The organism is Enterobacter cloacae complex sp. P40C2 (assembly GCF_014930695.1).
GTDB classification, from domain to species: domain Bacteria; phylum Pseudomonadota; class Gammaproteobacteria; order Enterobacterales; family Enterobacteriaceae; genus Enterobacter; species Enterobacter pasteurii.
In genome coordinates this window covers 321,677-335,740 of sequence record NZ_JADBRP010000002.1, presented here as the reverse complement: position 1 = coordinate 335,740, position 14,064 = coordinate 321,677, and the positions used below count along the sequence as shown (strand labels likewise).

The window sequence follows — 14,064 nt, the reverse complement described above, 5'->3', positions numbered from 1 at the left end:
CGAAATGTACGCTCAATAAATTACAGGAGAAGGAAATCATGTTAGACCCTATTGGCGGCTTTCGCCGTATTCAGGATTTCTTCATTTCATATATAGAAACCAGCTTTCGTATTGCCGATCCTTCAGTTTCGGCTTCAAGACGTAATCTTTTGAATAGCAGTGGAGAATTTGCTGCGGAGCCCTACATTGAGCCTGTTTTACGATATGAGTCTTCTGATAAAACGCTTGAAGCTCTGGCCGAGATGGAAGGTGGGCCGCTAAACAGTTTATCTCGCAAAGGCCGTAAGGCGTTCGTCGAATTAGCGTTATCCGGCCTGTTCGATTCAAAACCTGGTGATGAAGTCTGGCCGCGTCGTTCGGTCCATGCGCCATATAGCCACCAGACTCAAATGCTGGAGCGTGGTATTTCTCCTGGTTGCCCCGGTATTGTTACATCGGGAACAGGTTCAGGAAAAACGGAAAGTTTTATGTTGCCTATACTGGCCGCACTATCGAATGAAGCTGTTAGCTGGGCGGCCCCTTGCGACGGTTATCTGCAAAATCGATGGTGGAACGATGAAAAAACAAGCTGGGTTTCTCGTCGCGAAGGAGAAAAACGTCAGGCGGCAGTCAGAGCTCTGGTGCTGTACCCGATGAACGCCCTGGTTGAAGATCAAATGGCGCGTTTACGTAAAACATTAGATTCAGATAACGCGCGGAAAGTGATGGAGCATCGCTTCGCTAGGAATCGAATTTTCTTTGGGCAATATACTAGCGCAACACCAATTACTGGCTATGCCAACCACCCACGTCTTTCCGGAGTCAAATCGGAAAAAAGTCGCCGTGCTCGTAATCTTGAAAAATTACGTAAGGCGTTGAAGCGAATTGATAGCGATCAGCAGGCTGCGCGCGCATTCGACGAAAAAGAAAACCCTTCGGAAAAGACCCGATATATATTCCCTTCGACAGACGGTGGGGAAATGATGTCTCGCTGGGATATGCAGGCTGCCCCACCTGACGTTCTCGTCACTAACGCCTCAATGCTAGGGGCAATGCTTTCGCGCGAAGTTGAAGACGGTATATTTGATGCTACTCGCGAATGGTTGATGAATAACAACGACGCATACTTCTATTTGGTATTTGACGAGCTGCATTTATTACGTGGTTCCGCTGGAACTGAAACCGCGATGTTGATTAAGTCGCTGATTGTAAGACTCGGGCTTGACGACCCGAAACATCGTTACAAACTGCGTTTACTCGCGTCTTCAGCATCACTGCCGATGGAAGGTGTGGATGGAGAGCAATCACGGAAATACCTACGCGATCTATTTTCGCCCTTCGGTACTTGCCGCGATTCTTTCGATCCCGGTAGCGATGAGCCTGATTTTTGGCGTAACTGCGTCATTCAGGGAAAACCTTATATACCATCGAAACCAGAAGGAAAAATCGCCGTGCGGCCTTTCGCCGCATTGATGCGTGTTGCCCTTGAGGGGCAGGGAAATGTTGTTCGCAATCTGAACATGACGGACGCGCTTAGTAAAGCTTTGTCAAATGTCTTCCAAGCTTTGGGCGTGAAAGCACAAAATGATGTGCAAGGCATTAAACAAGCAGCGGAGAAAGCAGCTGCCCTGCTGACCAACGCTTGTATTGAAGAAGGCAGCGAGTCGCCGCGAGCGATGCCGCCGGGACTCATCATTGATAAGATTTTTCTGAAGGAAGAGACGGATAAACAAGATGAATTGGAATTAGCATTACGCGGATTAATGCTGGTACGCGCACTGCCGGAATCCGGGATGGATTGTGAGCAACTCGCGAACGTCACACCAGCTTTTCGCGTACATACATTCGTCAGAAATATTGAAGGTTTCTTCGCCTCAGTAGCACCGGGAGAACAAAAGGCAAAATTTGCTGATTTTTGTATGGAACGAGGCCTGTCTCACGCGCCTTCGGCCCCGGGTGGAGATCGCGGTCGTCGTTTATTTGAAATGCTATACTGCGAAGCATGCGGTGATTTACTGCTCGGTGGTCAGAAGGGGCAGAATCACGGTAAAACAATCGAATTATTACCTTCGGCGACCAATCTGGAAAATCTTCCCGAACGTCCCGGTGCTGAATATTACGATGATATGACGCTGGAGGAGTTTGCGGTTTTTTGGCCTGTCGATATAGCCGGGCGGCCTCCTATAGGCTGCGAAAAAGGGTGGGATGTCTGGGAAAAAGCGGCGCTTAATCCTGTTACAGGCATTGTGACCATTGGGCAGGAAACATCGACGAATACTGACGCGGTTCGCGGGTATCTCTATTTCCAAAATCCTGTTAAACCTAAAAAAGGCGAGCCAGCGAAGAATCCTTCTGCTCAGCCTTTCTGCTGCCCTAACTGTGGGATTGACTATTCCAGTCGACCTGCCAGCAATCGTTCCAGATCGCCCATTCGCGCATTTCGCACTGGTGTGACGAAATCATCCCAACTGGTAGCAACTGAGCTATTTGAATTACTCCATGCAATCGGCGCGGAAGCAAAGAGTATCGTTTTCTCCGACAGTCGACAGGATGCGGCATCAATGGCGCTGGAAATCGAACGGTTGCACTTACGCGATTTACGCAGGGAAATTTTGGTTGCCGCTTCCAGAGCAATGATTAACGAGGCTGAAAGGAGGTATATTTCAGACGAGGATATTGAAGACTGGAAAGCCAAAGCCAAACAATCTGGAGATTACGATGAGTATATCAGACTGCATGACCTTCAAAAAAGTCAAGATGGAATTACTGAGCTTTGTAAATATCGACGGATAAAAATCGACAAATTACTTGAGTCTGAAGGTGACTCAATCGGAAGAATCACGTCTGAGCTCATCGGGCTAGGTATATCGCCCTATAAATATCGTTCTGATTCAGATGAGAATGATAATTCTGTTTGGCATACAAATTTCATAAAAGAAGGAGGGGATATTAGGTTCAGTGAAAGGCTTCCTGCTCATGAACGAATGAAAATAAAAACAAAAATATCCTACGATCAATCTGAATTGATAGATGATGTTATTTTTGCCAATACTTTTTTCGCTCTGGAAGAAACAGGGTTGGCATACCCGTGCATCTCAGATAAAGATGATATGCCGGAAATTGATGCCTGGCTAAGGGTATTTTCAGGTGCCTATCGTATTAAAGAGAATAAATATTTCGATGCAAGTCGTACACGTGATTGGTATGTTGGGAAAGATGTTGAAAAAGAGAGGGTTAAGCGCGTCGCCAGAGCCTTGTTCGGTGATGGCGGGTATCAAGATGGTTTAACGAACATCTTAAATAAACTTTCTCTGCTTGATCATAAAGCAGGACTAATCAATATCGGTAAGTTGTTCCTCAAAATAAGTAAACCAGGCGATCATTACTGGCAATGTGGAAATTGTGGGCGAATTCACTTACATCTAGGATTTAAATATTGTACCCGTTGTGTGAATAAACTCGACCTTGAACCTAGCGGAATTGTCGAAGATCTTTGGGAGGAAAACTTTCTCGGTAAGCGCATTGTACGTGGAGAGCGAGATGGAGTTAAACGTTTCCGGCTGAACGTCGAAGAATTAACGGGACAGACGGATGATTTCTCCGATCGTTTGCGTAAGTTCAAGGGGATTTTTGTCGATAAGATGAGTGAACTTGAAAAGCTTGATTCGGAAATAGACATGCTTGCCGTTACCACGACAATGGAAGTCGGAATTGATATCGGTTCACTTCAGTCGGTTTATCAAGCCAACATGCCACCTCAGCGGTTTAACTACCAGCAGCGCGTCGGTCGAGCTGGGCGACGTGGCCAAGCTTTTTCTTTCGTTATCACATTTTGTCGCGGACGAACTCATGATGCTTACTATTTCGCTCATCCTCATGCAATCACCGGAGATCCACCGCCGCCACCTTTTCTGGCGGTAGATCATGATGCCATTCCATTAAGACTTATGCGGAAAGTATGGCTTAGAGCTGCATTTAATCTTTTACGTGAAGAGGATCATAAAAACGGTACAGCTTTCCCTGGGGATAAACTCGTTCCGCCTGATATTCATGGCGAATATGTTTCTACGCATGATTACTATCATAGCGATGAAACTAATTGGGCTGAACGATTGCTGGGAGCGTTGAAAGCAACGCAGAATATATATGATCGCTTTATTAACGCAGCAACGTTCGATCCAGAGCAAAAACAACGGCTTAATTTATTGTTAAATGCGGGGAAAATAATTGATGAAATCGCTGAGCTGAAAATTTATATCCCTGAAGAGGATATGGGGCTTGCACGTTTCCTGGCCGAACATGGTAAATTGCCGATGTATGGAATGCCGACTCGGGTGCGCAACCTTTATTTGGGATTGCGTAAAACAAAAGGTCTGAATGCACAAGAAGAATACGAATGGTCGACGATGGATCGCGATCTTGATCTCGCAGTTTTCGAGTATGCTCCAGGCTCAGTATTAATCAAGGATAAGAAAAAGCATGAGGTAATAGGCTTCACAGGTAATTACCAAGAGCCGCAGGTCCAGTACAATCGCATATCGAATCTCTCGACGGTAGGCTCGTGGCTGGAGTCTTGTAGCCATGTAGCAGTTTGCCCGGCATGTGGTTCCGCCAAGCTAGAGCTACATAAACCTGAAAACAACATTAATTGCGAGGATTGCTGCACGCCTATCAGTCCTGACGAATTCAGGCTTTATATCACGCCAGCCGCTTTTCGTACGGATTTCAAACCCAAAGACGATATGGAAAATTTTATCCGCATGTCGTTGAAAACCACAGCGACAGTGTTACATGAAGGCGTTCCAACAAAATGCGATTCCTTCACTGTTCAACGCGGCGAAGTGACCATTCTACGGCTCAACGATGGTCCCATTAATGGGGAAAAGGAAGGTGAACGATTTAATGTTGACTTGGTGTACGATCAAAAAGCACCAATGCCCTTTTCAACTTATTGCCCGTCAGTTAAAGGCGATCAGGCTATCGACTCAGACTGGCTAAAATCGCACAATAACCCGCGCTGGCAGTTTCGTGGCGAGAAAAAAAGCTTTGGGCTTGTATCAAGTAAAGAGACGGAGTCTCTTCATCTTGAAATAACAGAATTCAATACTCGCCTTAATCTGGATATGGTCGCCAGATACGGCGAGTACATGAATTTGCCTACGCGCGCGGCGGCTATCAGCGCGACCCAGATCTTAACGCATAAGGCAGCACTCTATCTCGATGTTTCGCCAGATGAATTTGAAATGCTTGAACCCCGACTGCATCTTGGTAAACCCAGATTGCAAATCGCCGACGCGTTAATCAACGGCTCAGGATTATGCAGACGGCTTGCCGAACCAGCAACTGCAGACGGCTTACCGCTGATAGTCAAGTTATTACATGAGATTCTCGAAGAGAATGACAACTGGCCGATGATTGATTTTTTAAACAAAGATCACCCGATTCAATGCCAAACCGCGTGTTACAAGTGCATACAGCGCTATGGCAATCGGCAATATCACGGCTTGCTCGACTGGCGTTTAGGTATGGCCTATCTACGGGCGATGGTTATGCCCAAATTCGCATGTGGTCTGAATGCCGCAGACTGGAATCAGCCAGAGATGAAAGGATGGAGAGAAAGAGCGTTCCAATTAGCGGAAGACGTAGAGGCTCTACGACCAGCAACAATCAAATTGTTAAAAGATTATTCGTTACCTGTGCTTATCGAAATGCAGGACGGGAAAGAGCTTTGGAGAGCGGCCGTAACGCATCCTTTATGGCAATGGAGAGATGACAAACGCGATGCACTGATTAATTCTTTTGGATTGGCTGACGGGGAGTCGCCTCTTCTGTTCATTGATACGTTTGAACTGGAAAGACGGCCGCTGCGTGCGCTGGCGAACCTTAAACGGAGTTAAAATGTTAACAATCATGCTGCTATTTACCGGTTGATGTTTTTTGGCCTAAGGCGCTTTTGTATCCGAAAGCGCTGTCCTCCTCTTTTATCTCAAGGAAACATTAAGTGCTTGAGCCAATTTGTCTTGTATCTGAAATTGATGATGTTAGTGTAAATGTGTATTGATTAATGGGTAAAGATAAGGAGTTATGATGGTAACAAGGGATAGAATGAAACAATGGATCATTGAGTGTCTTCAGGGGCGGGGTGGAAGTGCTTGGCCGCGGGAAGTCTCAAAATATGTATGGGATAATTATGAAAAAGAGTTAAAGGATGCTGGGGATATATTATATACGTGGCAATATGACATCCGTTGGGCCGCTCAACAATTGAGAAATGAGGGTGTTCTCAAACCAGTATTTAACCGTAGGGATTTACCTTGGGAATTAGCATGAAATAGTAAGTTTAGTACTAATGCTTTTATCGCTGTCATGGTTATCTTGTTCATCTTTACTGAAAAGCGCCATCCTCATTAAAATTTTCGTCGATAACCATATCAATGTTGTAATGATATGGTTAAGATCCGCTAAGTCATACCACTTTGATCATCTCAGCCCAAAATCAGTAATGTTTTTTCCAAAAATTTAAGAAGATCTTCTTAAAAAGGTACTTTTACTTAATATTACATTCAACCATATTTCATTCCTCTCTGGGCGATTATCCTTTGTGGTCCACAGTTTATTTATATATACGCTCGGAACCGCCTTCAGCAGCTCCCGCAACCCCTCTTCATCCAGGTCCGTAAACCGTCTTTCACCCTGCACCCGCTCACCGTTGCCATACTTAAAGGACACGTACCAGACGCCGCCAGGCTTAAGCGCATCCGCAAGCTTCTGCATCACCGTAGGCAACTCAGAAGAGGGGACATGCAACAAAGAGGCACAGCACCAGATCCCATCGTACTGCGCTTTACCCTCAATCTCTGAAAACGTCATCAACTGCACGGGTAACCCGGTATGTTGCTTTGCCAGCTCCACCATCGCGGAAGAGGCATCAAAAGCGTCCACCAGATAACCCCTCTCATGAAATGCTTTTGCGTCCCGGCCCGAACCGCAGCCCGCATCCAGAACCCGGGCACCGTGAGGCAGGTGTTGGGTAAAGGCCTCGTAAAGCGGGGTCATATCAACATTGACCGTGCCATCGAAGAAATCCTGCGCGTGGTTCTGGTAGTAGTGAAGTGTCATTAAAACGTTGCCTCGCCTTCCGAGTTGGGTTTCCAGGTATGGATAAGTTTGTCCAGCGCGGCCTGCCAGTTACGCTGAAGAAAGCTTCTCCGTGCTTCAGGACGCTGCCCTGTCTGTAGAACAATCGTCTCATGTAACGGCAGTTTGCTCTGAATAAAATACTCATTGCGTGTGTGTAACCGCTGCAGGAGCCTGAGCTCGGGAATGCGTGCAGATTTGCCTTCAACGCCACGGTTACAACACCGGCAGGCCAGCACTAAGTTCCATACGCCGTTAATATTGCTCACTTCATGGCGGGCAGCCCAGGGAATAAAGTGGTCGACGTCCGCCAGTTCTGCATCTCCCGGTACCAGACTGATGGGTTTAAAGCAGTAAAAACATCGTCCTTTCTGGTATCCATTCAGGCTGTCGCGACAGCTGGTGATGTCTACGCGCCGCGCATTTACCCTCGTGAACAGCATCTGATTATCTTCGTCAAACTCCACGCCCACAAGGTTACGTGAAATCCCCATAGACCAGGCCTGTTCCACCAGGTTCCAGCGAGCATTGGTTTCAAAGGCGAGGTTTTTATACTGCAGGCTTTCGCCCAGTAAATAAAAGTTATCCGTCAGGCGGATCCCGTTGTTGGTTTTGCGCTCATCAAGGAAAAAACGTTTATCGATCTCGCCCTGGTTCACGTAGTGAAAGGCATCAATCACGTTGTTAAAGCCAAGGCGCACCGTCGCTTCAATGAGCTGAGCGTGGGTGATTTCACCTCTGTTGAACTTCAGGCAGGTTTCCAGAAATTGGCTGCTGCGGGAGGTGATCTGTTTTGGCGCGTGCTTCAGGTGCTCGCAAAGATAGCGGCTGAACGGTACGGCAAGCTGATCGAGCGTAATCAAATCGCTGCCCGTCTTATCCACTTCATACAACGCTGACGCCAGCGCAAATTTGTAAGATGCGACGTTCCTTCCAAAGAGGATCACACCACGCCAGTAGTTCTCAAGCGTCGGATCGGCCTGATAAAATTCCATCGATGAAGTCCTGTTACGGTTGGCTGGGCAGGGCGTTACTAAAGCCTGTAACAGGATCACATAACAAAATCAGGGTGATGTAAATCGTTAATCTATAGGTTTGATGAATTTTTGAGAGATATGTGAGAAAGGTGTGGAGGCAACCGATGCGGCATTAGCGCCAGGTGTGCGGACGAACAGATATCTGGAGGAGGTGAGTTGAAGTGATTTCCAGCCGAAGCGTTGTCATCTCTCGAATTAAAACCCTATTTCCTGAATCCCCCTCGCAAATTCCAAATTTACCCCACATCAAACCGCTGTATTTATATTCAGCCCTGTATAATGAGCCCCAGAAATTACGCCGAACGGCAAAGGAAGTATCAAAGAAAATTTAACGAGGAATTCGCGATATGAAGGTGCTGCAACACCCCCATACCGCTAACCACAACCAACTTGATAGGAGTTGTATATGGCTGCGACGAATTTTAAGCCAGAGTTTACTGTTTGCAAAACAGAATCAGACGCTTTCACCGGCATGATTGAAAACCGCGAGCTGGTACGCAAAAACAGCGCCCGCCGTCTTCACGGCAACCAGACCAACGCGGCGCCCGTCCATCCCCGCGCCGAAACGCCGCAGGACAGTGCCGCCTGCTGCGAACTTTATGCGCGCATAGACATGAAATACCTTCTTCTGGGCGGCGACTGGTTAACCCGCGCAGGCTTTATCAACGGTATGCCGGTGAAAATCCGTGCCATGAAAGACTGCATTGTGATTACGCCGCAGCATACAAGAGAATTATGGGGGTGCCTGGAGGGTATGAGCGTGGTGAATATAAATAAGCAGAAAGTCGTGCAGTGGTTAAAAACGTTTCCGGGCGCGTTGAATGATACGGGGGATATACCCGTTGTGAAGCGGGGAATCGGGCAAGCGATGCCTGAGTAGTTCTGGCCTCCTGCCTTCTATTCCTGGAGCAATAAAACGATACGGGCATGTCATCCCATGCCCGTTTTAAGTAAAAATCACTCGTGCTTTACCTGTTCTTTCACAGCCTTAACCAGCACAGTATGAAGTTCGCCAACGGTTAAATCGCGTATCACAGGTTCGGGTATGCCACGTACCCAGCGTATAAACCGACAGATGCCAAAAAAATCTATGCCTTCACCCGTAAACAGATACTCGTTATCAGCAAGAGAGAACGTTTTCCTATAGCCATCTTCTCCTGTGGCAAGCTGAACGCCAAACGCTTTTTCGCAGTCTTCCAGTAGGTCTTCGCCATCCATACCGCAAATATGCAAATCGGCCTCAATCCAGGTTTTGCTATCGATAGGTTTACGGTGCTCGCCTGAGGAGTTCCGAACAACCTCAATGACTTGTGAGAGAGTGGGTTCCATAAAGATGTTCTCCTTTTAAGCGATGGAAATAATCGCTAGCTCTTCCCGGCAGCGCTCCGCTTGTGCGGACCAACAAGAACAAAGTTATATCGGCCCGCGAAATTATGAGTCGATTTAAGCTATTGCCATATGATTCCAGGCATCTCTGTAAATTATATTCCCATCACAGTGTTTCCAGGTGATTGCCTCATATCTTAGCTCGATCGTCTCTGTATGCGTTCCTGTTCCAGAACCCGGGAACAGATTTGGTGTGATACCCGTGATTTTTACATTCTCCAGTATAATGTTGAAATATTCTCTCTCGATTCCTGCATCATCAATTTGATACATTTTTATCGTAGCCGATTTTAATGTTTGATTTTCACATAGTGCCCTGAAGAGAACGGGTGTTGTTTTATCAAACTCTTTCTGAACGGCAATCGGTGTATGTACACGAGTTCCTGTTAGTCGGCCTGTATTTCCACTCACAGGAATGGTGAGGTGATGAGCGACCGCCTTTAATTCAATAGCGCCTAGCCGACCGGACACCATGGAACCTCCTACGACTGGTGAGCCATTAGCATCGGTTAACCAAAGATATGCTGGATTTGACATGATTATTCCTCATCTATTTTTACAAAAGAAGGTAGGCGCAACATCGCCACGACCCATATGAATAAGCCAATAACTTTCAGAGGCCATGGTTCAAGGACAGCTATACAAGCAAATGCACCGATGATAAGTAAGGGACCTGATAACACATCCAGGATCCCGCCCAAAATATGTATCTTTCCTGGTAGTAATTTATTCATTACTAATGAAATAAGGTAGGCACTTAGGGTAATGATGCAAAAGGCGATTGTTTTATCATGCCAGGTTTCGAATTCAACCCAGCTAAGGATATAGGCTAATACTAAATATGAGCAAAGAAGCAGGTTTATAATTGGGGCGATAAACTTACTCATACGCGCCTGCCGTAGTGTGTGCAGTTAGTTTTTCATTAACTTTCTTCATGATTTGATTAAATACAGGTTTTCCTTCTGAATAACCTGCATGGATAGCATCTACGAAAGGCTGGACGGCATCAGCGAACAGAAAATAAAGTAAGTCATAGTCTCTTGGTCTCAGAAGTTGATATACTTCTGGGGCTTCTGCTTTGAGTCTGTCAGATGTTCTTATTGATCGTTCAGCCATTCCCCCAAACAAAAGGAGTGTGCTCAGTGCCGTGATTGGGTTATTTTTCCCTTTGAAAACAACGAACGTGAAGGACGTTTTTTCAATAACATGCTTTGCGATTGTTGATGCAATAATATTGGTTGATATTCTACCTGCAATTGAAGTCATTACAGATCTGTATATTTTATCCTGCTCATCCTCGGTTAAATATCTATTGAATTCTTTAAAAATAATTTTAACTGCATTGACAATGTTCTCGTAATTCAAAATGCCGTTTTTTATGGCAGTCATCATTCTTATACGTTGAGTTTCACGAGCATACCTGGTATCCGTGTCAAAAATTCCATAAACTAGATATCCATAATCTAGCGGTACAGATAGCCCTCCATTTATAAGCCCAGTAACTGTATCAGGAGAAGCGATTATGTTGCATAATCTCCGGGCTATATCTTCTACATCAGCCATAGTATCCCTTTAAATGTATTATAAAGTGTAATATCAATGTGATATTAATATAGATAAAGCAATTAATTATATCTAAACGACGAATTAAGAATTATTGGCGGAATTAATATTATATTAAATGAGATAATAAGCGGCTTTGTGCTAACACCACGCACTCCGCCGCCCAGCCTCAATCACTTCATCTATTCAAAACACCGGCACCCCCAGCCCAACCTTCACCTCCCTCAACGTCGCCTGCGTCACCCCCTGCGCCCGTTCGGTCCCGCGCTTCAGCATCGCCATTAACTCGCCCCTGTCACGCATATACATCGCCCTCCGCTCCCGCATCGGCGCAATCAGCTCCTGCAGGCACGCCTCCAGCTCGTTCTTACACGCCCGGTCACCCAGCCCGCCCGCCTGATAGTGCGCCTTCATCGCCGCCACTTTGTCCTTGTCCGGATGAAACGCGTCGAGGTACGTAAACACCACGTTCCCCTCAATCTGCCCCGGGTCGCCTACCTTCAGGTGGTTCGGGTCGGTGTACATGGCGCTGACCGCACGGTGGATGGCCTCTTCGCTGGCCGACAGGTGCAGCGTGTTGCCGAGCGATTTCGACATCTTGGCGCTGCCGTCGATGCCGGGCAGGCGGCTGGTGTCGCTCAGCATCGCCTTACAGTGGCGCAGCACCGGAGCGGGCAACAGGCTGTTCATCTTGTGCACAATCTCGTTGGTCTGCTCAATCATCGGCAGCTGGTCGTCGCCGACGGGCACGCACCCGGCCTTAAACGCGGTGATGTCCGCCGCCTGGCTGATGGGGTAGGCCATAAACCCGACCGGCAGAGAGCGGGCAAAGCCCTTCTGCGCAATCTCGTTTTTCACCGTCGGGTTACGCTCCACGCGGGCAACGGTGACGATGTTCATATACAGCATCGTCAGCTCGGCGAGGGCGGGCAGGGCGGACTGCAGGCAGATGGTAGTCAGGTTCGGGTCGATGCCCGCAGCGAGGTAGTCGGCCAGCACTTCGGGGATGTTGTCGCGGATCTTCTGCGGGTTACTGCCGTTGTCGGTCAGCCCCTGCAGGTCGGCAATCAGCACAAACTGGTTGTGCGTCTGCTGCAGCGCCACGCGCTGGCGCAGCGATCCGATGAAGTGGCCAAGGTGCAGCGGGCCGGTTGGACGGTCGCCGGTGAGGATGGTTGGTGCGTTCATAAAGACTCCTTAACGTTGTAATGCCGAAAGGTGTCTTAGATGTGAGAAAGCCGCCTTTCGGCGGCTATCTGAAAATGGGGAAAACTACTCCGTGCCGCCTTTAAGAAGGCAGCCACCAGCGGTTTACGGTGAGCACGGCGTGGTTTATGTTCATCTCTTTACCGTACCACGTCCGGCGCGAAAAACAAAAGGGCACGTCATGCTGCAATCTCTCAACCACCTGACCCTCGCGGTCAGCGACCTGCAAAAAAGCGTCACCTTCTGGCACGAGCTGCTGGGCCTGACGCTGCACGCCCGCTGGAATACCGGGGCCTATCTCACCTGCGGCGATCTGTGGGTCTGCCTGTCGTACGACGAGGCGCGGCAGTATGTGCCGCCGCAGGAGAGCGACTACACCCACTACGCGTTTACCGTGGCGAAAGAGGATTTTGAACCGTTCTCGCAAAGGCTCGAGCAGGCGGGCGTCACCGTCTGGAAGCAGAACAAAAGCGAGGGGGCGTCGTTCTATTTTCTCGACCCGGACGGGCACAAGCTGGAGCTGCACGTGGGCAGCCTCGCCGCGCGGCTGGCGGCGTGTCGCGAGAAGCCGTATGCGGGCATGGTGTTTACCTCAGACGAGGCTTGAGGCGCGTACCTTCAGCCTGCCCGCCAGCGTCACGTGCGTGGCGGCATCTTCCTGATTGCACAGGTACTCCACCGCCAGCCGTCCCAGCTCGCTGTAGGGCAGCTGGATACTGGTCAGCGGCGGGGTGAGCTGCTCGGAGATCTTCTGGTCGTCGTAGCCCGCCAGCAGCATATCCTGCGGGATACGCACGCCGTTCACCGCCAGCGCCTGATAGCAGCCAATCGCCAGCCAGTCGCTGGCGCAGAAGATGGCGTCCGGGCGCTCGGCCAGCGCCAGCAGGGAGGTGGTGGCGGTAAAGGACTCGCTGAACTGCCAGTTGGTCTGGCGCACCAGGCTGTCGTCGCACGCGAGTCCGGACTGCTGCAGCGCCGCCTGGTAGCCCGCCAGACGCTGGCGCGAGGCCTCCATCCAGCTCTCGCCGGTGATGTGGGCGATGCGCGTGGCCCCGCAGGCGATGAGGTGTTTAGTCACCTGGAAGGCGTTGGCGTAGTCGTCCGGGATAAACGACGGCAGCAGCGGCGAGCCGGGGTCGCGCTGGTTGAGCAGCACCAGCGGGATGCGGGTGCAGTCCTGGAACGCCGTCATGTCCACCAGCGTGGTGACCGGAGAGGCGAGAATAATCCCGATGCAGTTGCGCTTCTCCAGCTGGCGGATGATGTTCAGCGCCAGCTCGATGTCGTCGCCGTAGTCGTAGACGGTGAGCAACGTTTCATTGCGCCACGCCGCTTCCCGCGCCTGGCTGATGGCGTCGATAAACGGGTCGAAGCTCTGCATGGAGCTCACCAGCAGGGCGATCTCTTCCTGGTTGCGCGGGGCGTGAACGGCGGGGAGGCGGTCGTAGCCGAGCTCGGTGGCCACGTTAATCACCCGCTGGCGGGTGTCGTCGCTGAGCTTGATGTTGCGGGACTGGTTAAGCACCAGCGATACCGTCGCCTGCGATACCCCTGCCGCCCGCGCAATATCGTTCATCGTTACCTTCGTTTTTCGCTTCATCCGTCCTCTCCCTTTCGCGATTTCGCATCATACCCTAACCGCACGCTTTAGCGCCGTCGATCACGTTTCTCATTCATCGAAGCGTGAACTTTGTGAGTACCGTCGCTTTTCTGAGCGCCGTGATTTGCGCATTTAACCCGCAGCTAATATTTATTA

General features: G+C 49.1%; 12 protein-coding genes. 4 read left to right on the top strand and 8 right to left on the bottom strand.

Annotated features, from left to right (window positions below):
- The first annotated feature begins 38 nt into the window (after positions 1-38).
- Entirely contained in the window at positions 39-5,876 is a 5,838-nt protein-coding gene (locus tag IM304_RS06840) for a DEAD/DEAH box helicase (protein ID WP_193354833.1), read from the top strand.
- Positions 5,877-6,084: 208 nt separating this feature from the next.
- Positions 6,085-6,309 carry a hypothetical protein gene (locus tag IM304_RS06835; RefSeq protein WP_227009530.1) on the top strand — a complete coding sequence of 75 codons (225 nt, stop codon included), beginning with the start codon at positions 6,085-6,087 and terminating at the stop codon, positions 6,307-6,309.
- A gap of 189 nt (positions 6,310-6,498) precedes the next feature.
- On the opposite strand, the gene IM304_RS06830 is transcribed toward IM304_RS06835, so the two are convergent.
- The gene (locus IM304_RS06830) at positions 6,499-7,098 is read right to left on the bottom strand and encodes a bifunctional 2-polyprenyl-6-hydroxyphenol methylase/3-demethylubiquinol 3-O-methyltransferase UbiG (RefSeq protein ID WP_193354832.1); all 600 of its coding nucleotides are present in this window, start codon (positions 7,096-7,098) and stop codon (positions 6,499-6,501) included.
- The gene (locus IM304_RS06825; RefSeq protein WP_193354831.1) at positions 7,098-8,111 is read right to left on the bottom strand and encodes an HNH endonuclease domain-containing protein; all 1,014 of its coding nucleotides are present in this window, start codon (positions 8,109-8,111) and stop codon (positions 7,098-7,100) included. The genes IM304_RS06830 and IM304_RS06825 overlap by 1 nt, the downstream gene beginning before the upstream one ends.
- 448 nt (positions 8,112-8,559) lie before the next feature.
- On the opposite strand from IM304_RS06825, the gene IM304_RS06820 reads away from it, so the two are divergent.
- Positions 8,560-9,033, top strand: coding sequence for a SymE family type I addiction module toxin (locus IM304_RS06820; protein WP_193354830.1), 474 nt, complete (start codon positions 8,560-8,562; stop codon positions 9,031-9,033).
- A gap of 77 nt (positions 9,034-9,110) precedes the next feature.
- Here IM304_RS06820 and IM304_RS06815 read toward each other — a convergent pair whose 3' ends face one another.
- The 5 genes from IM304_RS06815 to trpS form a co-directional block, all read right to left on the bottom strand.
- The gene (locus tag IM304_RS06815; RefSeq protein ID WP_193354829.1) at positions 9,111-9,482 is read right to left on the bottom strand and encodes a hypothetical protein; all 372 of its coding nucleotides are present in this window, start codon (positions 9,480-9,482) and stop codon (positions 9,111-9,113) included.
- A gap of 114 nt (positions 9,483-9,596) precedes the next feature.
- Positions 9,597-10,076: a type VI secretion system tube protein TssD gene (locus IM304_RS06810; protein WP_193354828.1), complete on the bottom strand. Its 480-nt coding sequence runs from the start codon at positions 10,074-10,076 to the stop codon at positions 9,597-9,599.
- Positions 10,077-10,078: 2 nt separating this feature from the next.
- Positions 10,079-10,426, bottom strand: coding sequence for a hypothetical protein (locus IM304_RS06805; protein WP_193354827.1), 348 nt, complete (start codon positions 10,424-10,426; stop codon positions 10,079-10,081).
- The gene (locus tag IM304_RS06800; RefSeq protein ID WP_193354826.1) at positions 10,419-11,102 is read right to left on the bottom strand and encodes a hypothetical protein; all 684 of its coding nucleotides are present in this window, start codon (positions 11,100-11,102) and stop codon (positions 10,419-10,421) included. The genes IM304_RS06805 and IM304_RS06800 overlap by 8 nt, the downstream gene beginning before the upstream one ends.
- A gap of 186 nt (positions 11,103-11,288) precedes the next feature.
- Positions 11,289-12,290 (bottom strand): tryptophan--tRNA ligase, encoded by a 1,002-nt coding sequence (gene trpS / locus IM304_RS06795; protein WP_193354825.1) that lies wholly within the window; start codon positions 12,288-12,290, stop codon positions 11,289-11,291.
- 199 nt (positions 12,291-12,489) lie between these two features.
- Here trpS and fosA point away from each other — a divergent pair, with 199 nt between their 5' ends.
- Complete coding sequence (fosA, locus tag IM304_RS06790) at positions 12,490-12,915, top strand: FosA/FosA2 family fosfomycin resistance glutathione transferase (protein ID WP_193354895.1); 426 nt, start codon at positions 12,490-12,492, stop codon at positions 12,913-12,915.
- On the opposite strand, the gene IM304_RS06785 is transcribed toward fosA, so the two are convergent.
- Positions 12,901-13,908: a LacI family DNA-binding transcriptional regulator gene (locus IM304_RS06785; RefSeq protein WP_193354824.1), complete on the bottom strand. Its 1,008-nt coding sequence runs from the start codon at positions 13,906-13,908 to the stop codon at positions 12,901-12,903. The two genes, fosA and IM304_RS06785, sit on opposite strands and share 15 nt — an antisense overlap.
- Positions 13,909-14,064: the final 156 nt, after the last annotated feature.